Annotated in this window: 21 protein-coding genes; 12 read left to right on the top strand and 9 right to left on the bottom strand. The window is 70.7% G+C overall.

Going from position 1 to position 25,656, the window contains the following annotated elements; genetic code table 11:
* Positions 1-115: 115 nt before the first annotated feature.
* Genes AB0J64_RS08170 through rhaS form a run of 4 tightly spaced genes read left to right on the top strand, consistent with a single transcriptional unit; the run spans position 116 to position 4,692 of the window.
* Positions 116-1,612 (top strand): sugar ABC transporter ATP-binding protein, encoded by a 1,497-nt coding sequence (locus tag AB0J64_RS08170; RefSeq protein ID WP_364022523.1) that lies wholly within the window; start codon positions 116-118, stop codon positions 1,610-1,612.
* Positions 1,609-2,649 carry an ABC transporter permease gene (locus tag AB0J64_RS08165; protein WP_364022520.1) on the top strand — a complete coding sequence of 347 codons (1,041 nt, stop codon included), beginning with the start codon at positions 1,609-1,611 and terminating at the stop codon, positions 2,647-2,649. The genes AB0J64_RS08170 and AB0J64_RS08165 overlap by 4 nt, the downstream gene beginning before the upstream one ends.
* Complete coding sequence (locus AB0J64_RS08160) at positions 2,639-3,613, top strand: ABC transporter permease (RefSeq protein WP_364022518.1); 975 nt, start codon at positions 2,639-2,641, stop codon at positions 3,611-3,613. Before AB0J64_RS08165 ends, AB0J64_RS08160 begins: the two co-directional genes overlap by 11 nt.
* Complete coding sequence (rhaS, locus tag AB0J64_RS08155) at positions 3,610-4,692, top strand: rhamnose ABC transporter substrate-binding protein (protein WP_364022515.1); 1,083 nt, start codon at positions 3,610-3,612, stop codon at positions 4,690-4,692. Before AB0J64_RS08160 ends, rhaS begins: the two co-directional genes overlap by 4 nt.
* A 3-nt stretch (positions 4,693-4,695) precedes the next feature.
* Here the strand turns inward: rhaS and AB0J64_RS08150 are convergent, their stop codons facing one another.
* Positions 4,696-5,361, bottom strand: a complete 666-nt coding sequence (locus tag AB0J64_RS08150; protein WP_364022512.1) for a response regulator transcription factor — start codon at positions 5,359-5,361, stop codon at positions 4,696-4,698.
* On the bottom strand, positions 5,358-6,656 hold the full coding sequence (locus AB0J64_RS08145) for a sensor histidine kinase (protein WP_364022509.1): 1,299 nt from the start codon (positions 6,654-6,656) through the stop codon (positions 5,358-5,360). The genes AB0J64_RS08150 and AB0J64_RS08145 overlap by 4 nt, the downstream gene beginning before the upstream one ends.
* A 134-nt stretch (positions 6,657-6,790) precedes the next feature.
* Between AB0J64_RS08145 and AB0J64_RS08140 the strand changes: the two genes are divergently transcribed.
* From AB0J64_RS08140 to AB0J64_RS08130, 3 genes are read left to right on the top strand one after another with little or no spacing between them, the layout of a single operon-like run.
* On the top strand, positions 6,791-7,708 hold the full coding sequence (locus tag AB0J64_RS08140; RefSeq protein WP_364022506.1) for an ATP-binding cassette domain-containing protein: 918 nt from the start codon (positions 6,791-6,793) through the stop codon (positions 7,706-7,708).
* Positions 7,705-9,279, top strand: coding sequence for an ABC transporter permease subunit (locus AB0J64_RS08135; protein WP_364022503.1), 1,575 nt, complete (start codon positions 7,705-7,707; stop codon positions 9,277-9,279). The genes AB0J64_RS08140 and AB0J64_RS08135 overlap by 4 nt, the downstream gene beginning before the upstream one ends.
* Positions 9,276-10,052 carry an ABC transporter permease gene (locus tag AB0J64_RS08130; protein WP_364022500.1) on the top strand — a complete coding sequence of 259 codons (777 nt, stop codon included), beginning with the start codon at positions 9,276-9,278 and terminating at the stop codon, positions 10,050-10,052. Before AB0J64_RS08135 ends, AB0J64_RS08130 begins: the two co-directional genes overlap by 4 nt.
* On the opposite strand, the gene AB0J64_RS08125 is transcribed toward AB0J64_RS08130, so the two are convergent.
* Positions 10,032-10,688: a GNAT family protein gene (locus tag AB0J64_RS08125; RefSeq protein WP_364022497.1), complete on the bottom strand. Its 657-nt coding sequence runs from the start codon at positions 10,686-10,688 to the stop codon at positions 10,032-10,034. The two genes, AB0J64_RS08130 and AB0J64_RS08125, sit on opposite strands and share 21 nt — an antisense overlap.
* A 160-nt stretch (positions 10,689-10,848) precedes the next feature.
* Here AB0J64_RS08125 and AB0J64_RS08120 point away from each other — a divergent pair, with 160 nt between their 5' ends.
* Complete coding sequence (locus AB0J64_RS08120) at positions 10,849-11,613, top strand: L,D-transpeptidase family protein (protein WP_364022494.1); 765 nt, start codon at positions 10,849-10,851, stop codon at positions 11,611-11,613.
* Here the strand turns inward: AB0J64_RS08120 and AB0J64_RS08115 are convergent.
* From AB0J64_RS08115 to AB0J64_RS08095, 5 genes are all read right to left on the bottom strand, one after another.
* Entirely contained in the window at positions 11,610-13,031 is a 1,422-nt protein-coding gene (locus AB0J64_RS08115; protein WP_364022491.1) for an FAD-binding oxidoreductase, read from the bottom strand. The genes AB0J64_RS08120 and AB0J64_RS08115 overlap by 4 nt on opposite strands.
* A gap of 87 nt (positions 13,032-13,118) precedes the next feature.
* Entirely contained in the window at positions 13,119-14,738 is a 1,620-nt protein-coding gene (locus AB0J64_RS08110) for an NADH-ubiquinone oxidoreductase-F iron-sulfur binding region domain-containing protein (RefSeq protein ID WP_364022488.1), read from the bottom strand.
* Positions 14,739-14,823: 85 nt separating this feature from the next.
* Positions 14,824-15,660 (bottom strand): hypothetical protein, encoded by an 837-nt coding sequence (locus AB0J64_RS08105; RefSeq protein ID WP_364022485.1) that lies wholly within the window; start codon positions 15,658-15,660, stop codon positions 14,824-14,826.
* 69 nt (positions 15,661-15,729) lie between these two features.
* Positions 15,730-17,223: a DUF1996 domain-containing protein gene (locus AB0J64_RS08100; RefSeq protein ID WP_364022482.1), complete on the bottom strand. Its 1,494-nt coding sequence runs from the start codon at positions 17,221-17,223 to the stop codon at positions 15,730-15,732.
* Complete coding sequence (locus AB0J64_RS08095; protein WP_364022479.1) at positions 17,220-17,864, bottom strand: DUF4142 domain-containing protein; 645 nt, start codon at positions 17,862-17,864, stop codon at positions 17,220-17,222. The genes AB0J64_RS08100 and AB0J64_RS08095 overlap by 4 nt, the downstream gene beginning before the upstream one ends.
* Before the next feature lie 108 nt (positions 17,865-17,972).
* Between AB0J64_RS08095 and AB0J64_RS08090 the strand changes: the two genes are divergently transcribed.
* The 4 genes from AB0J64_RS08090 to AB0J64_RS08075 all read left to right on the top strand — a co-directional run bounded on the left by AB0J64_RS08090 (position 17,973) and on the right by AB0J64_RS08075 (position 24,525).
* Positions 17,973-18,527: a sigma-70 family RNA polymerase sigma factor gene (locus tag AB0J64_RS08090; protein ID WP_364022476.1), complete on the top strand. Its 555-nt coding sequence runs from the start codon at positions 17,973-17,975 to the stop codon at positions 18,525-18,527.
* Positions 18,527-18,724 (top strand): zf-HC2 domain-containing protein, encoded by a 198-nt coding sequence (locus AB0J64_RS08085; protein WP_364022472.1) that lies wholly within the window; start codon positions 18,527-18,529, stop codon positions 18,722-18,724. Before AB0J64_RS08090 ends, AB0J64_RS08085 begins: the two co-directional genes overlap by 1 nt.
* Before the next feature lie 84 nt (positions 18,725-18,808).
* Positions 18,809-19,612, top strand: a complete 804-nt coding sequence (locus AB0J64_RS08080; protein WP_364022469.1) for a tryptophan 2,3-dioxygenase family protein — start codon at positions 18,809-18,811, stop codon at positions 19,610-19,612.
* 38 nt (positions 19,613-19,650) lie between these two features.
* The gene (locus AB0J64_RS08075) at positions 19,651-24,525 is read left to right on the top strand and encodes an NAD-glutamate dehydrogenase (RefSeq protein ID WP_364022466.1); all 4,875 of its coding nucleotides are present in this window, start codon (positions 19,651-19,653) and stop codon (positions 24,523-24,525) included.
* On the opposite strand, the gene AB0J64_RS08070 is transcribed toward AB0J64_RS08075, so the two are convergent.
* Entirely contained in the window at positions 24,522-25,655 is a 1,134-nt protein-coding gene (locus tag AB0J64_RS08070; protein ID WP_364022463.1) for a DUF418 domain-containing protein, read from the bottom strand. The genes AB0J64_RS08075 and AB0J64_RS08070 overlap by 4 nt on opposite strands.
* Position 25,656: the final 1 nt, after the last annotated feature.

Genomic DNA, 25,656 nt, shown 5'->3' with positions numbered 1-25,656 from the left:
TCCGCACGACTTTGTGCGCGTGGCGATCTCGTATTCAGCAGCCATTGACGCTCCCTCATTGCTGAATTACCGTCGCCACATTGCTTAAAACGATTTTGCCGGGGAGCCGCGGCAAATGAATGAGACGCCCGTTCTGTCCCTCTCACAGGTCAGCAAGGCGTTCGGTGCGGTGCGCGCCGTACGCGAGGTCTCTCTGGAGCTCTTCCCCGGCGAGGTGCACGCGCTCGCCGGGGAGAACGGCGCGGGCAAGTCGACGCTCGTGAAGATCCTCTCCGGCGTCCACCGCCCCGACTCGGGGCGGATCCTGCTGGACGGTGAGCCGGTGGAGTTCGGCGGGCCCGCGGACGCGCAGCGGGCCGGGGTCGCGGTCATCTACCAGGAACCGACCCTCTTCCCCGACCTGTCGGTCATGGAGAACATCTTCATGGGCCGCCAGCCGCGCCGCCGCCTCGGCATCGACCGGCGGGCCATGCGCGCGAGCACCGCCGAGCTGTTCGGCAGGCTGGGCGTGCACCTCGACCCCGACCAGCCGGCCCGCGGCCTGTCGATCGCCGACCAGCAGCTCGTGGAGATCGCCAAGGCGTTGTCGCGGCAGGCGCGGGTGCTCGTCATGGACGAGCCGACCGCCGCCCTGTCGGGCACGGAGGTCGCCCGGCTGTTCGGCGTCGCGCGGGCGCTGCGCTCGCAGGGGTGCGCGCTGCTGTTCATCTCGCACCGGCTGGAGGAGATCTTCGAGCTGTGCCGGCGGGCCACCGTCCTGCGCGACGGCGCGTACGTCGCGAGCGACCTGATCGCCGACATCACCCCCGACGACCTGGTACGCCGCATGGTCGGCAGGGAGCTGGACGCCCTGTTCCCCAAGCAGGAGACCTCCCGCGGCGAGGTGGCGCTGAAAGTGGACCGGCTCACCCGCGAAGGAGTCTTCACCGACGTGTCCTTCGAGGTGCGGCGGGGCGAGATCGTCGCGCTGGCCGGGCTGGTCGGGGCGGGGCGCAGCGAGGTGGCCAGGGCCGTGTTCGGCATCGACCGGTGGGACGCGGGGAGCGTGGAGGTGGACGGCGAGCGGCTGCGGCCCGCCAGCCCCACGGCGGCCATGGCGGCCGGGCTGGCGCTGGTGCCGGAGGACCGGCGGCAGCAGGGGCTCGTCATGGACCTGTCCATCGAGCGCAACATCGGGCTCGCCGGGCTGGCCGCCGTACGCCGGGGGCCGCTGATCTCCCGGCCGGCCGAACGGGAGCGGGCCAGGGACTGGGCGGTGCGGCTGCGGCTGAAGTTCGGGCGGCTGACGGATCCCGTGAACGTGCTGTCCGGCGGTAACCAGCAGAAGGTCGTGCTGGCCAAGTGGCTGGCGCGCCGGCCGTCGGTGCTCATCGTGGACGAGCCGACCCGAGGGATCGACGTGGCCACCAAGGCCGAGGTGCACCGGCTGCTGTCGGAGCTGGCCGGAGGCGGGGTGGCGGTGCTGATGATCTCGTCCGAGCTGCCCGAGGTGCTGGGGATGGCGGACCGGGTGCTGGTCATGCACGAGGGGCGGCTGGTGGCCGAGATCCCCCGCGCGGACGCGACCGAGGAGAGCGTGATGGCCGCCGCCACCGGAAGGAGCGTCGCATGACCGCGACCGCCACCAGGACGGAGGCAGTGCGGCGCAACGGCGGGCGGCGGCTCGTGGACCGGGTCGCGCGCGTGCGCGAGCTGGGCATCGTCGTCGCACTCGGCGTGCTCTTCGGCGTCACAGGCGCCGTCAACCCGTCCTTCCTCACCTACGCCAGCATCCGCGACATCCTGCTGAACTCCGCCATCGTCGCCATGCTCGCCGTCGGCCAGACGCTCGTGGTCATCACCAGGAACGTCGACCTGTCCGTCAGCTCCGTGGTGGGCCTGTCGGCGTTCGGGGGCGCGCTGATCCTGGCCGACCACCCGGGCGTGCCGGTCGCGGTCGTGGTCGCCGGGTGCGTGCTGCTCGGCGCCCTGTGCGGGGCGGTCAACGGGCTGCTCGTCGGGGCGGCGAAGGTGCCCGCCCTGGTCGCCACGCTCGGCACCCTGTACGCCTTCCGCGGCATCGACTACGCCTGGGCCGGCGGACGCCAGGTCAACGCGGCCGACATGCCCGAGGGCTTCCTCTCCCTCGGGACGCGCTCGGTGCTCGGGGTGCCGCTGCTCGCCCTGACCGCCCTGGTCGTGCTGGTGGTGGTCGGCTGGATGCTGGGCAACCTGCGCTCCGGCAGGGAGCTGTACGCCATCGGCTCCAACCCCGAGGCGGCCGTACTGGCCGGGATCAGGGTGCGGCGCCGGATCGTCACGGCGTTCGTGGCCAACGGGGCTCTGGCGGGCCTGGCCGGAGTCATGTGGGCGGCCCGCTTCGGCACGGTGGACGCCACCGTGGCCACCGGGAAGGAGCTCGACGTGGTCGCGGCCGTCGTGGTGGGCGGGGTGGCCATCTTCGGCGGCAGCGGCACGGTGTACGGGGCGGCCCTGGGGGCGTTGCTGCTGTCCGGCATCACCAGCGCGCTGGCCGTGCTGCGGGTGGACGCGCTCGCCCAGACGGCGATCAACGGCGCGCTGCTGATCGCCGCCATCGCCCTCGACCGGATACTCGCGCTGCGGGTGGCCGCCGCGCTGCGCCGCAGGAGGTTCCACGATGCGACTTGACCTGGCGCGCCGGTGGGAAGGGCTCATCCTCGTGCTGCTCGTCGGCGTGGTCGTGTGGGCCTCGCTGGGCGTTGACGGGTTCGCGAACGGCTCCAACATCTCCTTCCTGCTGCTCGACACCACCGAGATCGCCCTCATGGCCCTGACCATGACCCTCGTGATCATCGCGGCCGAGATCGACCTGTCGGTGGCCTCCACACTGGGCCTGTCGTGCGCGGTGCTCGGCCGGCTCTGGAACGCCGGGCTTCCGATCGAGGCGATCATGCCCATCTGCCTCCTAGTGGGCGCGGCGTGCGGCGCGTTCAACGGGCTGCTCGTCACCCGGCTCGGCCTGCCCTCGCTGGCGGTCACGATCGGGACGTTCGCGCTGTTCCGCGGTCTGGCTTACGTGATCCTCGGCGACCAGGCGGTGGCCGACCTGCCGCCCGCCTACACGAGCCTGGCGACGGCCTCGTTCGGGCCGGTCCCGGTCGCGACCGTGCTGGTCGCGGTGCTGGCGGCGGTGTCGGCCGTGGTGCTGCACGCGACGGGGGCGGGCCGGTCGATCTTCGCGCTCGGCTCGAACGTGGAGGCCGCCTTCTTCGCGGGCGTCCGGGTCAAGCGGATCAAGCTCTGGCTGTTCGTGGCCTCCGGGGTGATGGCGTCGCTGGCGTCCCTGGTCTACACGTTCCGCTACGCCAGCGCCAGGGCGGACAACGGCGTCGGGCTCGAGCTGGCCGTGGTGGCCGCCGTACTGCTCGGAGGGGTGTCGATCTTCGGTGGGCGCGGCACGCTGCCCGGGGTCCTGATGGCGGTGCTGCTGCTCGGCGTGGTGCGCAACGCGCTCATCCTCGCCGACGTGGCCAACGAGGTCCTGAACTTCGTGACGGGCCTGCTGCTCGTCGCATCCGTGCTGGCGCCCAACGTGGGGGCGGTATGGCGGCGGCGCACATCACCACAAGTGGAAGGGAAGTCCGCTTCATGACAACGCGCACCCCTTGGCGGCCCACGGCGCTCCTCGCCGGACTCGTCCTGCTGACGGCCGCCTGCGGCGGCACCACCAAGAGCGACGTGGCGCAGCAGTCCTCCGCCTCCGCCACGGCCGCCGCGTCGTCCGCCTCGGCCGATCCGAACGCCCCCGTCAAGCAGGGACTGAAGATCGCGTTCCTGCCCAAGCAGGTCAACAACCCCTACTTCACCATCGCCGACGGCGGCGGCGCCGAGGCCGCCAAGGAGTTCGGCGGTGAGGCCAAGGAGGTCGGCCCGTCCGAGGCCAGCGCGTCCTCCCAGGTGTCCTACATCAACACGCTGATCCAGCAGAAGCAGGACGCCATCGTCATCTCCGCCAACGACCCGAACGCCGTCGTGCCCGCGCTCACGCGGGCGCGGGCCGCCGGGATCAAGGTCGTCAGCTACGACTCCGACACCGCGCCCGCGGGCCGGCACGTGTTCGTGAACCAGGCCGGTGCCGAGGACCTCGGCCGCACGGAGGTCCAGCTGCTGGCCGAGCAGATCGGGCACAAGGGCAAGATCGCGGTGCTGTCCGCCACCCCCAACGCGACGAACCAGAACACCTGGATCGACTTCATGAAGGACGAGCTCAAGAAGCCCGAGTACAAGAACATGGAGCTGGTCAAGGTCGCCTACGGCAACGACGAGGACCAGAAGTCGTTCACCGAGACGCAGGGACTTCTCCGCTCGTATCCGGACCTGGCGGGCATCATCTCGCCCACGACCGTGGGGATCGCCGCGGCCGCCCGCTACCTGTCGGACTCGCCGTACAAGGGGAAGGTCAAGCTCACCGGGCTCGGCACCCCCAACCAGCTCAAGAAGTTCGTCAAGGACGGGACCATCGAGGCGTTCGAGCTGTGGAACCCGGCCGACCTCGGCTACCTGGCGTCGTACGCGGCGGCGGCGCTCGCGTCCGGGCAGATCACCGGGGCCGAGGGGGAGAAGTTCAAGGCGGGCAAGCTCGGCGAGTACACGATCGGGGCCAAGGGCGAGGTGCTGCTCGGCAAGCCGACCGTGTTCAACAAGGAGAACATCGACAAGTTCGACTTCTGACGTTCAGTCCCGGCCGCGCGGCACGACCAGGCCCGACTCGTACGCGGCGACGACGGCCTGGGTCCTGTCGCGCAGGCCGAGCTTGCCCAGGACGCGGCTCACGTGCGTCTTGACCGTCTCCTCCGTGACCACCAGCCTGGCCGCGATCTCGGGGTTGGACAGGCCCTCGGCGACCAGCCGCAGGACCTGCGTCTCGCGAGGGGTGAGCGAGGAGAGCGCCGCCGTGCCCGGCTTCGGGCCCAGGCGGGCGAACTCGCTGATGAGGCGGCGGGTGACCGCCGGGGCCAGCAGCGCCTCCCCGGCGGCGATGACGCGGACCGCGTCGAAGAGGCGCTCGGCCGTGACGTCTTTGAGCAGGAAGCCGCTGGCTCCCGCGCGCAGGGCGTCGTAGACGTACTCGTCGAGGTCGAACGTGGTCAGGATGAGCACCTTCGGCCCGCCGGCGAGGCGTCTGGTGGCCTCGATGCCGTCCATGACCGGCATGCGCACGTCCATGAGCACCACGTCGGGGGAGAACTCGCGACAGGCCCGCACCGCCTCGGCCCCGTCGGCGGCGGTGCCCGCGACCTCGAAGTCGGGCTGGGTGTCGAGCAGCTCGCCGAACCCCGTCCGCACGACCAGGTGATCGTCGGCGATGACGATTCTGATCTTGGAGGTCTCGCCGCTCATCCGTCCGTCCCGTCCCTTCCCGGCAGGCGGGCCTCGACCAGGAAGCCGCCGCCATGGGCAGGACCCGTGCGGAGCTCGCCGCCGACGGCGGCGGCGCGCTCGCGCATGCCGGACAGCCCATGCCCGGCCGCTTCCGCGCTCGGCGGCCCCGGGCCGTTGTCGCGGACGAGCAGGCGCAGGTCGTCGCCGGTGTAGTCGAGCTCCACGTCCACCGCCGCCCCCGGCGCGTGCCGCCGTGCGTTGGTGAGCGCCTCCTGGATGATCCGGTACGCGGCCAGCTCCACCCCGGGGTCGAGCTCCACGGGCGAGCCGCGCAGGATCAGCCGGGTGCTCGTACCCGACGCCTGCCTGGCCTCGTCCACCAGCTCGTTGAGCTCGTGCAGGCGCAGGCCGGGCTGGGGACGCCAGGCGGCCTCGGCCTCGGCGTCCTCGCGGAGCACGCCGAGCAGCCGCCGCATCTCGGTCAGCGCCGCCCTGGCCGTGTCGCCGATCGCCAGCAGCCGTTCGGCGCCCGCCGCCGGCATCCCGGGAACGGCCAGCCGGGCGGTCTCCGCCTGCACGGCCACCATGGAGATGTGGTGGGCGACGACGTCGTGCAGCTCGCGGGCGATGCGGGCGCGCTCGCCGCGGGCGGTGTGCTCGAGCAGGCTGTCGGCGATGACCTGCCGGGCGGCGGTGTCGGCCCTGGCCGTGCGCCGGGTCCGTACGGCGATCCCGGCCAGCGCCGCCGCCGGGGCAAGGAACGCCAGCAGCAGCGTGAGCCGGCGCACCTGGTCGCCCGGCCCGAGCGCCGCCGCCAGCACCGGGTACGGCATGGTGACCAGCACGGCCGCCGCCGGCGACCCGTGGCGTCCGAACCGGTAGCCGGTGGCCAGCTGCGCCACCGCGCCCGCCACGGTCAGCGTGTGGAAGGCGCCGATCGACAGCAGGCCTGCCACCGAGGTCAGCACCGCCGCCACGGCCGGCTGGGCCCACAGCAGGGGCAGCGGCAGCGTGGTGGCCAGGGCGAGCAGGGAGAAGACCACGAGGACGAGCGGCGTGCCCTCGGACCGCGCAGGCGAGCCGTCCATGGTCACAGCGCTGTTCACTGGGCTGTTCACTGGGCCGTTCACAGGGGCGCTCACGGTGTCGCTCAGGGCGGGCACGCTCCCGGCGTGCGTGACCGACTCGGCCACCGCGAGCAGCGCCAGCACCACGCCGGCCACGACCGGCGCGTACGGCGCCGAGGCGACCCGGCACCCCCACCCGTACGCCACCCCGACCAGCCGCGCGGCGCGGTCCTGCGCTCGTTCCACCAGGTCATTGTCCCGGGCACCCGCGATCCTGGCATCCCTCACAAGAGGGACGTGACGTAGCTGACGCCAGCGACGGCGGAGATCGCTCCGCCGCGTGACGACCGCGACGGGGGTCGCTGCCTAGTCTGCCTGGCGTGGAAGCAACCATCGAAGTAACCGGCCTGCGCAAGCGGTTCGGCCAGACCCAGGCGCTGGACGGGATGACGTTCACCGTGCTGCCGGGCCGGGTCACCGGGTTCGTGGGGCCGAACGGGGCGGGCAAATCCACCACCATGCGGGTGGTGCTCGGCCTGGACGCACCCGACGAGGGCCGGGCGCTGGTCGGCGGGCATCCGTACCCGAGCCTGCGCAACCCCCTGAGCCACGTCGGCGCGCTGCTCGACGCCGCGGCGCTGCAACCGAGCCGCACCGGGCGCAACCACCTGCTGTGGCTGGCGCACTCCCAGGGGCTCGGGGCCAGGCGGGTGGACGAGGTGATCGAGCAGGTCGGGCTGACCTCCGCGGCCCGGCGCAGGGCGGGCGGCTACTCGCTGGGGATGCGCCAGCGGCTCGGCATCGCCGCCGCGCTGCTCGGCGACCCGCCGGTGCTCATGCTGGACGAGCCGTTCAACGGCCTCGACCCCGAGGGCATCGTGTGGATCCGCGGCTTCCTGCGGTCTCTGGCCGCGGAGGGGCGCGCCGTGCTGGTCTCCAGCCATCTGATGAGCGAGCTGCAGGACACCGCGGGCCATCTCGTGGTCGTGGGCAGGGGCCGCGTCGTCGCGGACGCCGGCGTGGCCGACCTGATCACGACCGCTTCGCGCGACCGGGTCACGTTGCGTACGACGGCCCGCGCCGAGGCGATGTCGGTGCTGGCCGGCGCGGACGCCACCGTGACCGTCACCGAGCGGGACACCCTCGTCGTCTCCGGGCTGGCCGCCGAGCACATCGTGCGGCTGCTCGGTGCGCAGGGAGTGCCGTTCTCGGAGGTCTCCGCCCACCGCGCGACGCTGGAAGAGGCGTACCTGGATCTCACCAGGGACGCGGTCGAGTTCAGGGGAGCGGCGCGATGACCGCCGTCACCCCCTACCGCTCCGGACAGCGGACCGGGCGCGACGGCTTCGCGCAGCTGCTGCGCGCCGAATGGACCAAGATCCGCACGGTACGCGGCTGGATGCTCGGACTGGCGCTCGTGACACTGCTGATCGTGGGGCTGGGAGTGCTGTTCGCGACCGGCAGCCGCTCCTCGTGCAGCAAAGGGCCGATCGAAGTGCCCTGTCCCGCCCCTCTGACGGGTCCCGGCGGCGTGGCCGTAAGGGACCGCTTCTACTTCGTGCACCAGCCGCTGCCCGGCGACGGCAGTGTCACCGTACGCGTGAGCTCCATGACCGGGCAGCTCCGCAAGCCCGACGTCACCCCCGGCGTCAGGAACGTCGTCCCCGGCGTCACACCGTGGGCCAAGGCCGGGGTCATGATCAAGCAGAGCGTCCGGCAGGGCACCGCGTACGCGGCCCTGATGGTCACCGGCAGCCACGGGGTGCGCATGCAGCACAACTTCACCGAGGACCTGGCGGGGCGCCCAGGTGGCGTCTCGGCGGCGTCGCCCCGGTGGCTGCGGCTGACCCGTACCGGCGACACGATCACCGGCGAGGAGTCGGCCGACGGCTCGCACTGGACCACAGTGGGCACCGTCCGTCCGCCCGGGCTCGCCGGGAAGGTCGAGATCGGGCTCTTCGCCGCCTCTCCCGGCGACCTGACCGTGACCCCGAACGTGATGGGCGGAGCCGCCGTCGCCTCGCGCTTCGCCGAGGTCACCGCCGTCATGGACCAGGTCGGCGTGCGAGGCGTGGCGGCCGGGGGCGCGTGGAGCCGCGACGACATCGGCGTCTCGATGGAGGCCGACGGCGTCACCCCGCACCATCCGGGCGGGCTCGTCCAGTCGGGTGACACGTTCAAGGTCACGGGGGTGGGCGACATCGCGCCGTCCGAGGAGGGCATGCCGGTCGAGCGCGTGCTGACCGGGGTGCTGACCGCGCTCGTCGCGATGACGGCGGTGGCGGTGATGTTCGTCACCGCGGAGTACCGGCGGGGCCTGATCCGCACCACCCTGCTCGCCAGCCCCCGGCGCGGCCGGGTGCTGGCGGCCAAGGCCGTCGTGATCGCCGCTGCCGCCTTCGTCGCCGGGCTGGTCGGCGCGGCCGTGACCGTGCCTGTCGGCCGGTCGATCCTGGCCGCCAACGGGAACGTGCTCGCCCCGGTGGAGCCGCTCACCTCGCTGCGGGTGATCGTGGGCACGGCCGCGCTGCTCGCCGTGGCCGCCGTCTTCGCCCTCGCCGTCGGGGCTCTGTTCCGGCGCAGTGCCATGGCGGTCATCGCGGTCATCGCGACGATCCTCGTCCCGTACGTGCTCGCGGTCGCCTCCATCCTGCCGGTCGAGGTGTCGCGGTGGCTGCTGCGGGTGACTCCGGCGGCGGGGTTCGCGATCCAGCAGAGCATGCCCACATACGCGCACGTGACCGCCCCTTACGTGCCGGCTGAGGGCTACTTCCCGCTGCCGCCGTGGGCGGGTTTCGCCGTCCTGTGCGCGTACGCGGCCCTGGCCCTCGCCCTGGCCGCCCACCGGCTGCGCAGGAGCGACGTATGAGGCGGGAAGTGCATGCCGAGTGGACCAAACTGCGTACCGTGGCGGGGCCCTGGTGGCTGCTGGGCGCGCTCGTCGTGCTGACCGTGGCCGCGGGGGCGGTGGCGGCCGCGGTCGTGCCCTGCGCGGCGGCGGGGTGCGGGCAGGACGCCGCCCGGATCAGCCTCGTCGGCGTGCAGCTCGGTCAGGCGATGGTCGCCCTGCTGGCCGTGCTGGCGGTCTGCGGCGAGTACAGCACCGGCATGATCCACACCAGCCTCACCGCCATGCCCCGCCGGACCACCGCCCTGGCCGCCAAGGCCGTCGTGGTCGGCGGGCTGACGCTGGCCGCGGGGACCGTCGCCGTGCTCGGGTCCGTGCTGGCCGGTCGGCTCCTGCTGCCGGGCAGCGGCTTCACCCCCGCGCACGGCTATCCGCCGCTGTCCCTGGCCGACGGGCCCACCCTGCGCGCCGCCGTCGGCTCGGTCCTGTACCTGGTGCTGATCGCGCTGCTCAGCCTGGGCCTCGCCACTGCCGTACGCGACTCCGCGGCGGCCGCCGGGGTGGTGCTCGGCCTGCTCTACGTGTTCCCGATCGCCGTCCTCATGGTCTCCGGCGAGGAGTCGAGGCGGCTGCTCTGGTCGATCTCCCCGACGAACGCGGGGCTGGCCGTCCAGACGACCGTGGATCTCGCCGACCTCCCCATCGGCCCATGGGCGGGCCTCGGCGTGGCGGCCGCCTGGGCCGCCGCGGCACTCGCGGGCGGCGGCCTGCTGCTACGGCTGCGCGACGCGTGAGGGCGTGTCGAGTCCGAACAGGGGCAGGCACGGAGCAAGGTTGTGGATCTCGAAGCCGGGCGACTCCGTCCAGTCCTCGCGGGCCAGGCGGAAGCGGCAGGTGGCGACCGGCTCGCCCTTGCGGGAGTGCATGGTGATCCCGTCGTCCCGGTAGCCGAGCTTCCGCGTCACCGCCAGTGACGCGTGGTTGTCCTCGAACGCTTCTGTCGCCGCGTACCTGGCACCCAGGCCGGCGAAGGCGAAGTGCAGCACGGCCTGGCGCATCTCCGTGCCGATGCCCCGGCCCTGGAAGCGCCGCCCCAGCCAGGAGCCGGTCTTGGCCTCGCGGGTCACCGGGAAATCCTTGCTCATGATGGCCTGGCTGCCCACGACCTGGCCCTCGAAGACGACGACGAACTCCACCTGCCAGTCGGCGGCGGTGAACTCGCCCCACGTGCGGAACCGGTACTGGACCGTGTTCCTGGCCCGCTCGGCCGGCTCGGCCTCCGACCACGGGAAGAGGAACGGCATGAACCCCTCTTCGTGGATGCCCTCGGCGGCCCGGTCGCCGAGTTCGTCGAGGTCTTCGAGCGAGGGGTGGCGCAGCACGAGGCGCGGGGTCGTGATGGAGAGCTCGGTGAGCGGCCAGTGACGCATGGCACCGCATGGTTCCATCCGTGGCCGCCGCCGCGCCACCCGTTTTCGTCCGACAGAAGCGATATAAAAGTATTTAGCGGGGTTCTATTGTTCTCCGGAATTTGCTTGGCGGGACCCGCGCTGGAGATGAATTCCCGGCGATCTGGGTACCCGTCGATTCATGACAAGAAAGTTCTGCGTACTTGCGGCCCTGCTCGCAGGATGCGCTCTGCCGCTACTGGCGGTGCTGCCCGCTCTGGCGGATGACCCGCCCGTCCAGGTGGAGCAACCGCCTGTTCGAGCGGAACAACCGGCGGCCGAGGAAGAGAAGGAGGAGACCGTCACCATTCTGCGGCCGGGCGCCCGGGGCGACATGGTCAAGCTGCTCCAGCAGCGCCTGCACGACCGCGGCTTCTACTACGGCGCCATGAACGGCAAGTACGACGTCCAGACGAGGTACGCGGTCTGGGGCTTTCAGAAGAGCCGACGGATGAGGCCGATGAACGCGGTGGGGCCGAAGATCTGGCAGGAGTTCGAGCGGCCCAGACGACTGCGCCCCCTGGTGCCCGACGGCCCCGCGAACCGGGTCGAGATCAACCTGACCGACCAGCTCCTCACCGTCTACCGGCGCCGCCGCCCGGTGCTGACCTCGCATGTCTCGACCGGCGCCAACGTGCACTACTGCGAGGCCGGCCGCTGCGGCTACGCCATCACCCCGGTAGGGGACTTCAAGGTCTACAAGCGGACGCCCGGCTGGGAGAAGAGCCCCCTGGGCATGATGTTCGACTCGCTCTACTTCAACGGCGGCATCGCGATGCACGGCTCGTCGGTGGTGCCCACCAAGCCCTCCTCGCACGGCTGCGTACGCGTCCCGGTGCCCACCGCCGTACGCCTGTACGAGATGGTGCAGGTAGGAGAGCCGGTGTATGTGCGCGGAAAGTCCTAGACGCCCTGCGGAAGCCGGAACAGCCGGTCGGGGTCGTAGGTGGACTTCACCTCGGCGAGCCGGGCTGCGTTGGGGCCATAATACGCATTCCGCCAAGTCTGCAATTCGGGGTCGATGTAATTCACATACGCGTGATCCCCGAAATATTTAGACATGTCGGAATGTAGGCCGCGCAGCCATCCCCGATCCGTCCCCTCCTCGTAATACTGGACGCTGAAAAGTGCCGCCCGATGTGGAAATGCCGTGGCCGCGGGGCCGACGCGGCCGATGGCCCCGCCCATGGCGTCCAGCAGCACGGCGTGCCGCCCGCCGCGCGCCACCCCCTTCACGAGCGCCCGGACGCCGTCCGCCGGCAGCTTCCCGTACGCCATGTGCGACTTGGCCGAGAACGCCTCCCGCGGCATCCGCCGGCACTCGGCGACCGACATGGCCGCGCAGCCGCCCATGACCTTCATGCCCTCCAGGTAGGGGACCGTCCGCGCCGAGCGCGACGACGGCCGCCCGGCCTTGGCGACGAGCGGGGCCAGCAGCCGGTCGAGCGCGGCTCGGCCGCCGACGTAGGTGCCGACGACGGCGGCGTCCAGGCCGCTCGCCGAGCGCGCCAGGTGCAGCGACGACCACAGCTCGTCCGGCGCGGAGGGGCCCCACGACTGCCACGCCTTGACCACGGCCTCCGCCTTGGACCACGGCCAGTGCAGGAAGAACACGGTGACGTCGCGCGCCTCGAAGGTCCTGAACGTGAAGGACACCGCCACGCCGAAGTTGCCGCCGCCACCGCCCCTGCAGGCCCAGTAGAGCCCGGCGTTACGCGCGGCGTCGCAGGTCAGCACCCGGCCGTCGGCCGTGACGACGCGTACGGACTCGAGGGTGTCGCACGTGAGCCCGTACTTCCTCGACACCACGCCGATGCCCCCGCCCAGTGTGAGGCCGCCGATCCCGACCGTGGGGCAGGAGCCGGCGGGGATGCTCACGCCGTGGCGCGAGAGCTTGTCGTAGACGTCGATCAGCTTGGCGCCCGCGCCGATCGTGGCCCGGCCGCCCGAATAAGCGACCGAGCTCATCCTGGACACGTCGATCACCAGCCCCGTGCCCGTCGACCAGCCCGCGTAGGAGTGGCCTCCGGAGCGGGTGGTGACCGGCACGCCGCTGGTGCGCGCGAACGTCAGGCACGCCGACACGTCGGCCGCGTTCGCGCAGTAGGCGACCCCGCCCGGCCTGATGCGGTCGAAAGCGGGGTTGTAGAGGCGGCGCGCGGTGTTGTAACCGGCGTCGCCGGGCAGCACGAGCGTGCCCGCCAGCTGCGTGCGCAGCCGCGCCCAGTTGGGCGGCGGCGCGGAGGTCCCGAGCGCCCCGGTCCGGGACGCCGCGGCGGCCAGCGGCGCGAGCGCGGCGACATGCAGAAAGTCCCGGCGGTCCATGGACATCTCCCAGCTGGTCGGTGTTCGGCCGATCGGTGAGACGTCCAGATGACGCGCCAGGTTGGTCACATCTTCATCACTTCGGGCTCACCCGGCCGTCCCCCCAAGCGCGTTCCTGGTGGGTACGGCGCCCACCCGCGTGAGCCGGGGCACGCTCGCCCCTGCCTTCTTGAGCACTCCGTCCTTGACCAACCGCAGCGGCGACCCGACCGGCTTCGGCCCGTCCCCGGTGGTCTGGACGAGCCGCAGGGCCAGCGCGGGGCACATCTCGACGGTGCGCCGCGCCTCCTTGGCCATCCATCCTGGGACGTTCCTGAACGACGGGAACCCGTAGTCGTCCAGGTCCACGAACTCCGGCAGCAGGTGCGCGCACAGGCCGTGCCCCGCGCAGCGGGACCAGTCGACCTCCAGCCGGTACTCGACGTCCGCCTCGCGCTCGGGCATGGGCAGCACGCCGCGCACCGGCCGTCCGCACGAGCCGTGCTCCAGGTGGAGCGCGATCTCGCTCTCGAACGCGTCCAGCGCCGACAGCACGAACTTCGCCGTGCCGTCCGGGTGGAAGCAGGCTCCGCGCCGCTCGACGCCGCGCACGCAGCGCCGTACGGCGTCCACCGAGCCGGTGCCCTCGACCAGCGCGTACATGGCCCTGGCGATGTCCGGCAGGCCGAGCCGGCACGGGCCGCACTGGCCCGCGGACTCGGCCGCCAGATAGGCGGCGACCCTGGCGGCCTCGCCCAGCGAGCACGTCGACTCGCCGAGCGGGACGATGATGCCGGCGCCCAGGGTGGCCCCGGCCTGCTTCATGCCCTCGCGCGAGAGCACCGCCGTCTGCGCCACCTCCGCCGACAGCCACGCGCCGTGGTAGCCGCCGATGAGCACCCCGTCGCCGACGTCGGCCTCGGTCAGCGCGAGCACGTCGCCCAGGTAGGTGCCGGTCGGCGCCTCGATGACCGCGCCGTTGGCCGCCCCGCCGCTGACGGTGAGCAGGATGGTGCCGGGCTCCTTGCTCGTGCCGACCTCGGCGTACCTCTCCGGGCCGAGCTCGGCGAGCAGCGCGAACTGCGCGTACGTCTCCGTGTTGGACAGCAGGGTCGGCAGCCCGTCCACGCCGCTGATCGCGGCCCGCCGCTTGCGGCCGGGCGGAATGCCTTCCTCGCCGTTGACGGCGTTGACGAGCGCGCCGCCCTCCCCGGAGATGAACCTCTCCTTGATCCCGACCACCCGGATCGGGACGCGGCTCTCCGCGCCGCCCGCGATGTTCGCGGCCCTGCGTTCGGCCACGGCGGCGGCGACGGACGCCTCGGCCACCTCGCCCCCGGCCGTGGCGACGACCACCTCGCGGGCGCCCAGCGCCTCGGCCGCCAGCACCGCGCCGTCCAGCACCAGGTGCGGGTTGCGGGTGAGCAGCATGGCGTCCTTGGAGCTGGCGGGCTCGCCCTCGGCGCCGTTGACCAGCACGACGCTCTCGCCCGAGCCGGCCGAGTCCGCGACGGCCCGCAGCTTGCGCGCGAACGGGAACGCCGCCCCGCCGCGGCCGCGCATGTCCACCTCGTTGGCCTGCGAGATGAGCTCGCCCAGCTCGCGCGGCTCGGGAGCGCCGTGGAGGGTGCGGTGTGCGGGAAGGTCCAGCCGCCGGGTGTGGTCGAGCCCGGCGGTCAGCCGGGCCGGTCCCATGCGTAACACCCGTGGCACTCGGGCCGGAATCACGGTTGCTCCTTCGGGGTTGCGGGGGTCATCCGGTCTCCTGAGGTGTGTGCCGGGCGTATCTCGGGCCCAAAGATCTTGGGCGGGGTCATCCGGCCTCCCGGTATCTGCGCCGGGCGTCGGCCAGGCTCACCGGCGCGTTGACCCTGGCGGCCGCCTGGGCCGCCGCCGCCACCGGCGCCGCCACCTTCTGCGGCCGCTCCGCGGGCACACCCACGGTGGCGGCCGAGGTCACCGCGGGCATTTCGATCCTCTCGGGTACGACCGGAGGCCGGCGCACCGTGGCCAGCACGCGCACGACCAGCGCCGAGCCGACCGCCGCCAGGCAGGCCACGTAGGACCAGGCCACCCAACCGGCCGGCTGGCGCCCGGCCGTGAGCCCATGCATGATCGCGACCGGCCAGGCGATGTACGCGGCGGAGTGCATGATCCGCCACATCCACGGCCTGCTCCGCACCGCGAAGCGCCCCCTCAGCATTCCCGTGGCCACGGCCAGGACCATGAGGTCCAGGCCCAGCGTGCCGAGACCCACGTAGAGCCCGGACACAGGCACGAACGCCGCCCCCAGCGGTACGTGCCCCAGGCTGATCATGAGTCCGATGTGCGTGACCAGGTAGGCCAGTCCGATGAGCGCGGTGGCCTTGTGCGCGAGCTGCGCCCTGACCCGGTTGGCCGGCGACAGGAAGACGCGTTCGGTCGTGAGCAGACCGAGCGCGACCGTCGTGGTCAGCAGGACCAGGGCGAACACGCCCGCGTAGAACTCGAGGAAGCTGACCCCTCGGCCGAGCAGCGCGACGCCGCGTTCCGTCCTGGTCAGCGCGAACGCCGACAGCAGGACGGCCGTGATCGCGGCGCTCGCCCCCAGCCGGACGTTCCTGGAGTCCAGCTTGGTGGGGGCGTGCCGGGGGTGTCGTCTGTGGAGCATCTATGTTCCCTCCAACGTCGGGTGAGGGTGCGACTCGGAAGGCTGGGTCGCCCGTGAAGGCGGTTCAGATCAGCAACGGCGGCCCCGGTTGATGCATGAGACGACGAACTGCATCAATCGGTCGGGCATCACGTTCGCGAAGTCGGCGTGGTCGGTGACCGGGTTGTGCTTCTGTTCGGGGAAGGCGTCCACGGCGAAGGACGGGCCCTGCGGCACGGAGTACGTGAGGGTCATGCGCAGTGCCGGAATCGCCCTGGTGCCCTGCGGGCAGGCGCCACCCTGACCAGGGAAGACCACGTGCGTTCTGTGATTGGCGCTGTCGGTGTTCTGGCCGTCCCAGCAGCTAGGGAAATCCAGGATACGAACGACCTGGCTGCCGCGCGGGCAAAGCGGATATTTGTCGGGACTTATGCGATTTTGGAATCCCGTGCACGTCCAGGCGGCCCTGGCGTTGGCGCCGCCGTTGGTGGCCGCCTTGGCGTCACCGGTGATCAGCCTGAGGAACCTCGGCATCGCGACGACCCTGGAGGCGGCGTTGCCGCGGAACTGGAGCGTCACGGAGCGGGCACGCAGCACCTGGCCGACGTTGCCGTCCGCGTCCTCGGTGTTGACGTCCACCTTGCGGTCTCTGAGTACCGGCCAGAAGTACGTTGATTTGTCGCCGAACTGGCACGTGGTGCCCGCGGCGGCCAGGCTCTCGTCCGTGGAGAAGCCGTTCGTCGACAGGTTGCCCACGTAGTCGTGAAGGTGGTGGGCGCCGTTGCTCACGCCGGGGGCCACGATGAAGTTGTCCGGGTTGTTGTGGCCGTTGCGGTTCGTCCCGCACTGGGAGACGAAGCTGCCCCGCGAGCCGTTCCTGCCGATGCGGGCGTCAAGCTGACGCGGCTGCACCTGGCGGATGTCGACGAAGTCCTGGACGAACGGGCCGAGGTCGGCGCACTCGTTGTGGTCGTCGTCGTTGGTGGCCGTGGGCGAGGCGGTGGGGGAAGCGGTTCCGTTGCCGTTGCCGTTCTGGCCCTGACCCTGGCTCGGCACCGGCGTGGCGGTCCTGGTCGGGCGGTTGCGGCGGCGGAACGTCTGGGCGTTCTGGTCCGGATCGTCAGCCTGGGCCTGGTCGTCCCCGTTGTTGTCGTCGGCTCCGGGGGACTGGGCCGGGTCCAGCACCGCGGCGCCGCCACCCTGGGGAGCCTGGTCCTGCTGGTCGGCGTTCTGCTGCTGATCGCCGTTCTGCTGACCCTGCTGCCGGCCCTGGTCCTGGTTCTGGTCCTGGCCTTGCTGGTCTTGTCCCTGCTGGTTCTGGTCCTGGCCCTGTTGATCCTGTCCCTGCTGGTCCTGGTTCTGACCCTGCTGGTCTTGATCTTGCTGCTGGTTCTGGTCCTGATTCTGGTTCCGGTTCCGGTTCCGCTGCGGCGTCTGGGTTGCCTGCGGCGTCTGGTTGGCCTGGGCCGGGTCGCAGTGGTCGGCGTGTGCCGGGCCGACGCCGATGACAGCCGCGGACACCAGGCCGCCTGCCGCCACGGCCAAAGCAGACATGGCCGCGGCCATGCGTCTGGATCTCCTCATATGTGTCTCCTTGTTTCGACCGCCATCGCGACGGGTGGAGCGGGTGAGGGCGACGGGGGTTCGGGCAACTGGTTGTGGTCGACCAGGCCGGTGGACTCCAGGAGCGTCATGTGGCGCATGACGAAGTTGATGCCTTGCTCCGCGAACTTCCTGATCTCCGCGTTGCGCGTCCCGGCCCGTACGGCCGCCACGACGGTGAAGACCTTGCCGTGCGCGGCACGCAACAGGTTCGCGTAGTCCTTGTCGAAGGCGGGGCCGCTCTCCGCGGCCAGCTGGGCCAGCCAGCTCTGCTGGTCGGCGTTGGGCTCGTCGGGAAGTGCCACGCCGAGCTTCTTGGCCGTCTGCCGCGTGATCAGGTCCAGCTTCATGTGGTCCTGCATGATCAGCTTGCCGACCTCCTTCACGCGCTGGGCCTCGGCGCGGGTCTGGGCGTACTCACCCGCGGGCATCTCCCAGAGGCCGGCCTGGCGCACCTTGATGAGCAGGTCGCGGTCCGCGGCCGTGAGCGGTCCTGAGGACGTCTGCGTCCACGACGCGGCCGCGGGATCGATCGAGGGCGGCATGACCAGCACGATCGTCACCGCGGCCGCTACGACGAAGCCACCGAGCATGAAGAGCTCGCCGCGCAAAAGCCTGTGCATGGTCGGAGGTACGCGGGCTCGGCGGGACAGGTTCAGTCATGGCCGGAGATAGTTAGAAATGACTGGAGTTATCGGAGTGGCTACCGGACCGATAACGAAGGTGTAAAGATGTGCCCCGTGCTAGGTCACCTCGACGGCAGGTTCGAGAGTGCGGATGCCGAGGCGGAGCATCGCATCGCGGTGCTTTACCAGGAGTTCGGCGGCCCTCTGCTGCGCCACGTACGCAAATCGACAGGTAACGACCTTCAATGGGCCGAAGACGTCGTGCAGGAGACGCTCGTCAGAGCCTGGAAAAACTCGGCAAGACTGCAATGGGAACCAGGCCTTATATGGGCGTGGCTACTGACGGTAGCCCGCCGTATCGTTATCGACGGACGTCGGCGGAAGAGCGTCCGGCCTCACGAGGTCGAGCCGCCCGAAGTCGACATGATGGCGGTGCCCGACGGCTCGGAGCGGGCTCTCTCGGCGATCGTTGTCGCCGACGCGCTTCGCAGCCTCTCTGAAGAACACCGCGAAGTCATTGAGCAGACCTACCTCAGAGACCGTACGATAAATGAGGCGGCGGAGATTCTGGGGATCCCGCCGGGCACGGTGAAGTCCCGGCTCTACTACGGGATCCGGGCGCTCCGTGAGCTGTTGCGGGACAAGGGGGTAGCCGGCTGATGCATGACGAGGTGGCCGCCTACGTCCTTGGTGTCCTCGATCCTGAGGAGCACGAGGCGTTCGAACGCCACCTCGACACGTGCGAGAGATGCCAGGCGGAGTTGATTGAGCTTGCCGAGCTCCCAGAGCAGCTCGACGAGCTCAAGAACACTCCCTCAGCCTCCGACGACGACCCCCCGATGTCGATGTCACGTTGACGTCTGTGCCCTTTTCGGGTGGTATCGGTACGGCGAGGCTTCGCGTCCGGGTGGAGACACCGGGCGGTCAGGGGGAGGTGTTCGGTGGGCATCGACGGTGATGCGCCCGTTCCCCCGCATCGGCGGTTCGGCGAGGAAGGCGGCCGGCTGTCGTACGGCGGCTATCTTCGTCTGCCCGCACTTCTCGCACAGCAGCAGCCGGAGTCGGAGGCCCCCGACGAGCTGCTCTTCATCACCATTCACCAGGTCTACGAGCTGTGGTTCAAGCTGCTGCTCCACGAGCTGGAGAGCGCCCGCGAGGCCATGTTCGAGGGCGAGCTCTGGCAGGCCAGGCACCTGTTCCACCGGGTGCACGCGGTCGAGAAGGTGCTGATCGAGCAGGTGGACGTCCTGGAGACGATGACGCCCCAGGACTTCCTCGAGTTCCGGGCCAAGCTGGAGCCGGCCAGTGGCTTCCAGTCGGTGCAGTTCCGGGAGCTGGAGTTCCTGTCAGGGCTGAAGGACGAGCGTTATCTCAGCAGCTTCAGGCACGCCAGCGACACGGAGCTCGCGCGGCTGCGCCGCAGGCTGGAGGAGCCCACGCTGTGGGATGCTTACCTCACCGCCCTCTCCCAGCGTGGCCTGCCGGTCTCCGACGACGAGATCATGGACTCGCTGCTGGCCGTGGCGAGGGACCGCAGGTCTTACGACGACCTGTGGCAACTGGCCGAAGACCTGCTGACGCATGACGAGAAGGCAGCGCACTGGCGCATGCGTCACGTCCAGATGGTCGAACGCCAGATCGGCACCAAGTCCGGCACAGGAGGCTCGACCGGTGCCCCCTATCTGCGCGGTAGAACGCGTATGCACTACTTCCCGCTGTTGTGGGAACTAAGGGCCTGGCTATGAATAGCCATGGCAAACCCTCACAAAGGAGTGAGACCGAAATGCCCCTCGACGAGGCCAAGGATGAGCTGCTCCAGAGAGCCGCGGAAAGTTGCGCGGTCGGCAGCGAACATGTGAGCACGGAGGAGGCCCTGTCTATCCTCCGGGTCTACTACCGGCATGTCGCACCCGAGGACCTGCTCGACCGCAACCCCGTTGACGTGTACGGCCCCGCGATGTCGCAGAGGCAACTGGCCGAGGTCCGCCCCCAGGGCAGGGCGGTCGTCCGGGCCTACACCCCCACGCTGGAGGAGAACGGCTGGGACCCGGGACACTCCGTCGTCGAGGTCGTCACCGACGACATGCCGTTCCTGGTGGACTCGGTGACGATGGAGCTCGACCGGCACGACCTCGGCATGCATCTGGTCGTCCACCCGCAGATGCGGGTGCGCCGCGACATGACGGGCCGGATGCTCGGCCGCGGCCAGGAGGACGTCACCGGCCAGATGATGGTCGAGTCGTGGATACACATCGAGATCGACCGGCAGGCCGACCCGGAGGCGCTCGGCAGGCTCGAGGCCGACCTGCAGCGGGTGCTCAACGACGTGCGCCACGCGGTCGAGGACTTCAGGAAGATGCGGGCGCTGGCCGTACAGACCGCCGAAGACCTGAGCATGAGCCCGCCGCCGCTGGAGCCCGCGGAGGTCGAGGACAGCCTCGACCTGCTGCGCTGGCTCGCCGACGGGCACTTCACCTTCCTGGGTTACCGCGAGTACCGGCTCGAGCACACCGACGAGGGCGAGACGCTGCGGGCGCTGCCCGGGGCGGCGCTGGGCATCCTGCGCGACGACAAGGTGGGCTCCGACAGCTTCTCGGCGCTGCCCGCCGAGGTGCGCGCCAAGGCGCGGGACAAGCAGCTGCTGATCACCACCAAGGCCAACTCCAGGGCCACCGTCCACCGGGCGACCTATCTCGACTACATCGGGGTCAAGCTGTTCTCGCCCGAGGGCGAGGTGATCGGGGAGCGGCGCTTCCTCGGCCTGTTCACGCACGTGGCGTACAACGAGTCCATCTCCAGGATCCCCGTGCTCAGGCGGAAGCTGGCCGACGTGCTCGAGCGGGCCGGGCTGGCCCCCGACAGCCACGACGGCAAGGACCTGATCGAGATCCTCGAGACGTTCCCCCGGGACGAGCTGTTCCAGACCTCGGTCGACCAGCTCCTGCCGATCGCGCTCGGGGTGCTGCGGCTGCGCGAGCGCAAGCAGGTCAAGCTGTTCCTGCGCCGCGACGACTACGGCCGCTACATCTCCTGCCTGATCTACCTGCCGCGCGACCGCTACACCACCAAGGTGCGGCTGAAGATGCAGGAGGTGCTGCTGAAGGCCCTGGGCGGCAGGTCGCTCGACTACAGCGCGATGATCGGGGAGTCGGTGCTGGCCCGGCTGCACGTGGTCGTGCGGGGCGAGCGCGGCAAGCAGCTCCCGCCGCCGAGCGTGGACGTGGAGGAGCTGGAGGCGCGCCTCGCGGCGCTCACCCGCTCCTGGGAGGACGACCTGGCCGCCGCGCTGGGGGAGCTGACCTCGGAGGAGGAGGCGCCGGGGCTCATCCGTCGGTACGCCTCCGCGTTCCCCGAAGGCTACAAAGCGGACTTCCCGCCCAAGGTGGCCGTGGTGGACCTGCGCCGCCTGGAGGAGCTCGTCGCCTCCGGCGACGATGAGGAAGTGGGCATCAACCTCTACGAGCCGTACGACGCGACCGAGGGGGAGCGGCGGCTCAAGATCTACAAGGTCGGCTCGCCCATCTCGCTGTCCCAGGCGCTGCCGCTGATCCAGCGGCTCGGCGTGGAGGTCGTGGACGAGCGGCCTTATGAGGTCGACCGCGACAACGACCCCGGCACCAAGAACGCCTGGATCTACGACTTCGGCCTGCGCTACACGCCGTCAGAAGAGGTCGACAAGAACGACTTCAAGCGGCTCTTCCAGGAGGGCCTCACCGCCCTGTGGAAGGGCCAGATCCAGGCCGACGACCTCAACTCGCTCATCCTGAGCGCCGGGCTGACCTGGGAGCAGGTCGAGATCCTGCGGGTCTACGCCAAGTACCTGCGGCAGGCCGGGAGCACGTTCTCGCAGCCCTACATGGAGCGGGTGCTGGCCGGCAACGTGCGGCTGGCGCGGCTGCTCGTGCGCCTCTTCGAGGCCAGGCTCGACCCGAGGCGGCCCGAGGACGTGCGGGTCGATCTCGCCGAGGCGCTCCACGAGGAGATCCTGGGAGCGCTCGACGAGGTGGCCTCGCTGGACGAGGACCGGATCCTGCGGGCCTACCTCGAGATGATCCTGGCGACGCTGCGCACCAACTACTTCCAGACCGTGGACGGCAGGCGCAAGCCGTACATCTCCCTGAAGTTCGACCCGCAGGCGATCAGCGTGCTGCCGCTGCCCCGGCCGAAGTACGAGATCTTCGTGTACTCGCCGCGGGTCGAGGGCGTGCACCTGCGCTTCGGGAAGGTGGCGCGGGGCGGCCTGCGGTGGTCCGACCGGATGGAGGACTTCCGTACGGAGATCCTCGGCCTGGTGAAGGCGCAGATGGTGAAAAACACCGTCATTGTGCCTACTGGGTCTAAAGGCGGATTTGTCGTGAAGCAGCCGCCTGCGTCCGGATCGCGGGAGGACATGCTCGCCGAGGGCGTTGCCTGCTACCGGACGTTCATCTCGGGGCTTCTCGACGTGACCGACAACCTCGTGGACGGCAAGGTCGTGCCGCCGCCCGACGTGGTGCGGCACGACGGCGACGACACCTACCTCGTGGTCGCCGCCGACAAGGGCACCGCGACCTTCTCCGACATCGCCAACAGCGTGGCCAAGGAGTACGGCTTCTGGCTGGGCGACGCGTTCGCCTCCGGCGGCTCGATCGGCTACGACCACAAGGTCATGGGCATCACCGCCCGAGGCGCGTGGGAGTCGGTCAAGTACCACTTCAGGACCATGGGCGTGGACGTGCAGACCACCGACTTCACGGTGGCCGGCGTCGGCGACATGTCCGGCGACGTGTTCGGCAACGGCATGCTGCTGTCCCGGCACATCCGGCTGGTGGCCGCGTTCGACCACCGGCACATCTTCATCGACCCCTCTCCCGACGCGGCCGGCTCGTTCGAGGAGCGCCAGCGGCTCTTCCAGCTGCCGCGCAGCTCCTGGGAGGACTACGACACCAAGCTGATCTCGCCCGGCGGCGGAGTCTTCCCGCGCACGGCCAAGTCCATCCACATCACGCCGCAGATGCACGCGGCGCTCGGCATCCCGGCGGGCGTCAACTCCCTGACGCCGAACGACCTGATCAGCGCCATCCTGCGGGCCCCCGTCGACCTGCTGTGGAACGGCGGCATCGGCACGTACGTCAAGGCCTCCTCCGAGTCCCACGCGGACGTGGGCGACAAGGCCAACGACGCGCTGCGGGTCAACGCGGGAGAGCTGCGCTGCAAGGTCATCGGCGAGGGCGGCAACCTGGGGTTCACGCAGCTCGGCCGGATCGAGCTCGCCCTGAACGGCGGACTGGTCAACACCGACTTCATCGACAACTCGGCCGGGGTGGACACCTCCGACCACGAGGTGAACATCAAGATCCTGCTCGACCAGGTCGTACGCGACGGCGAGCTCACCGACAAGCAGCGCAACCAGGTCTTCACCTCGATGACCGACGAGGTCGCCGACCTGGTGCTGCGTGACAACTACGCGCAGAACGTGGTCCTCGCCGCGACCCGCTCGCAGGCCGTGGAGATGCTCCACATCCACGCCCGCTACCTGCGACGGCTGGAACGGGACGGGCTGGTCAACCGGGAGCTGGAGTTCCTGCCCTCGGACAAGACGCTGGCCGAGCGCCGCCAGGCCAGGCTGGGCCTGACCGCGCCGGAGTTCTCCGTGCTGCTGGCCTACACCAAGCTGGTGGCCGACGCCGAGCTGCTGGGCTCCGACCTCCCCGACGACCCCTACCTGGCCTCGTGGCTGGTGTCGTACTTCCCCTCGGCGCTGCGCGAGCGCTTCAGGCCCTACATGGACAACCACCCGCTGCGGCGGGAGATCATCACCACCTGTGTGGTGAACGAGCTGGTCAACTCCATGGGCACCACGTTCATGTACCGCTTCGGCGAGGAGACCGGCGCCTCGACGCCCGACATCGTGCGTGCCTACCTCGTGGCGCGCGAGGTGTTCGACCTGGCCAGCTTCCACCGGGCCGTGGAGTCCCTGGACAACAAGGTCGGCACAGAGGTTCAGATCGCCATGCTGCTGGAGGCCCGCAAGCTCGCCGAGCGCGGCACCCGCTGGCTGCTGGGCAACCGCCGCCCGCCGCTGGACCTGGCCGGGTCCGTCAACTTCTTCGTGAAGGGCGTCAACGGCCTGCTGTCGCACATCCCCAAGCTGCTGACCGGTCCCGACCTGGCCGCCTACGAGGAGCGCCGCGACTCGTTCGTGGCCAGGGGCGTGCCGACGGAGCTGGCCGAGCGGGTGGCCGCGATGGTGCCGGCGTACTCGATGCTGGACCTGATCGAGGGCGCGTCGGTGACGGGCCGCCCGGTCAACGAGGTGGCGGAGGTCTACTTCGACCTGGCGGACCGGCTCCAGCTGGCGCGTCTCAGGGAGCGCGTGATCGCGCTGCCCCGGGACAACCGGTGGAACTCGATGGCCCGCTCCGCCCTGCGCGACGACCTCTACGCCGCGCACGCCTCGCTGACCCGTGACGTGCTGGCCCACAGCACGCCAGGGCTGTCACCGGAGGAGCGGCTGGCCAGATGGTCGGAGGCCAACTCGGCGGCGGTCTCCCGGGCCCGTCAGACGCTGTCGGAGATCTGGGAGAGCGACCACTTCGACCTGGCCACGCTGTCGGTCGCCCTCCGCGCCATCCGCACGCTGGTGTCGACCAGCAACCTGCCGCACGCGGAGGCCTAAGGGATCGTGCTGCTGCTGCGGTAGGTCAGCCGCCGCAGCAGCACCTCCACCGGTCCGCGATGGCCGGCGCGGCGCATCCACTCCGCCAGCAGGACCGAGACCACCCAGATCGCGACCGCGATCCCGAGCGCGGCGGTGAAACCCAGGTCGCCGCCCAGGTCCAGGGTGAACGGATAGAACAGCACGAGGAAGACCGCCGACTGGAACAGGTAGAACGTCAGTGACCGCTGGCCGAGCGCGGCCAGGGCGGTGGTGAACCGCCCGGGTCCGGCACCGGCAGTGCGACGTTCTGCCCGCATCGCGACCAGGCCGATGAGGGCGGCCAGGCCGATGCCGCCGGCGTAGCCCGTGACGGTGTGCGCGAGGACGGCGGCCCAAGGCGCGGGGGGCGTCCACGTGCCGGACAGCAGCAGGGCTCCCGGGAGCCGGCCGGCGAGCGCGACGCCGAGGCAGATCACGGTGACACGGCGCAGCAGGGTCCGGTGCCGCTCGGGCTCATCGAGGACGCGGCGGCGAGCCGCCCAGATGCCCAGCATCATGCCCGGCACGATGTCGATCGTGCCCAGGACCGTCTTCACCGGCCACGTCTGGAGGCCGGACAGCAGGTGGGAGCCGAGGTCGGCCGGCATGATCCCGGCCCCCGCGAGGTCCACGGCGCCGGCTAAGGCCAGCAGGACCGGCCCGGAGGTCACGAGCACCGCCGGGAGGAGGGTCAGGGCGGCCGTCCAGCACAACACCGAGTCCCGAGCCCGCACCAGCGGAACGAGCACCAGCAACGTCAGCCCGTACACCGCGATGATGTCCAGCGGCACGAGCACCCCGTGCACGAAGCCGATGACGATCAGCCAGAGGCTCCTGCGCCGCAGCAGCTTCCTGAGCGAGACCCAGTCGCCGCCCTGGGCCTGATGCCGGTACGCGAACTGGCCCAGCGCGTAGCCGAACAGGAACACGAACATGGGCCGGGCCTGGTTGTGGGCGAGCAGGTGGTCGAGGAACGCGGCGACACCGTCGAGGACGCCAGGAGAACCGGAGACGAACACCGGCGCGTGTGCCAGCGCGATCGCCAGCAACATGAAGCCGCGGGCCAGGTCGGGCGCCAGCGAGCGGCCGGTCAAGGTGGTGACGTTCACG

Origin of the sequence: Nonomuraea sp. NPDC049695 (assembly GCF_040674955.1) — a bacterium.
GTDB classification, from domain to species: domain Bacteria; phylum Actinomycetota; class Actinomycetes; order Streptosporangiales; family Streptosporangiaceae; genus Nonomuraea; species Nonomuraea helvata.
The sequence above is the reverse complement of the archived record's forward strand: the minus strand, read 5'-3'. Positions and strand labels throughout refer to the sequence as shown.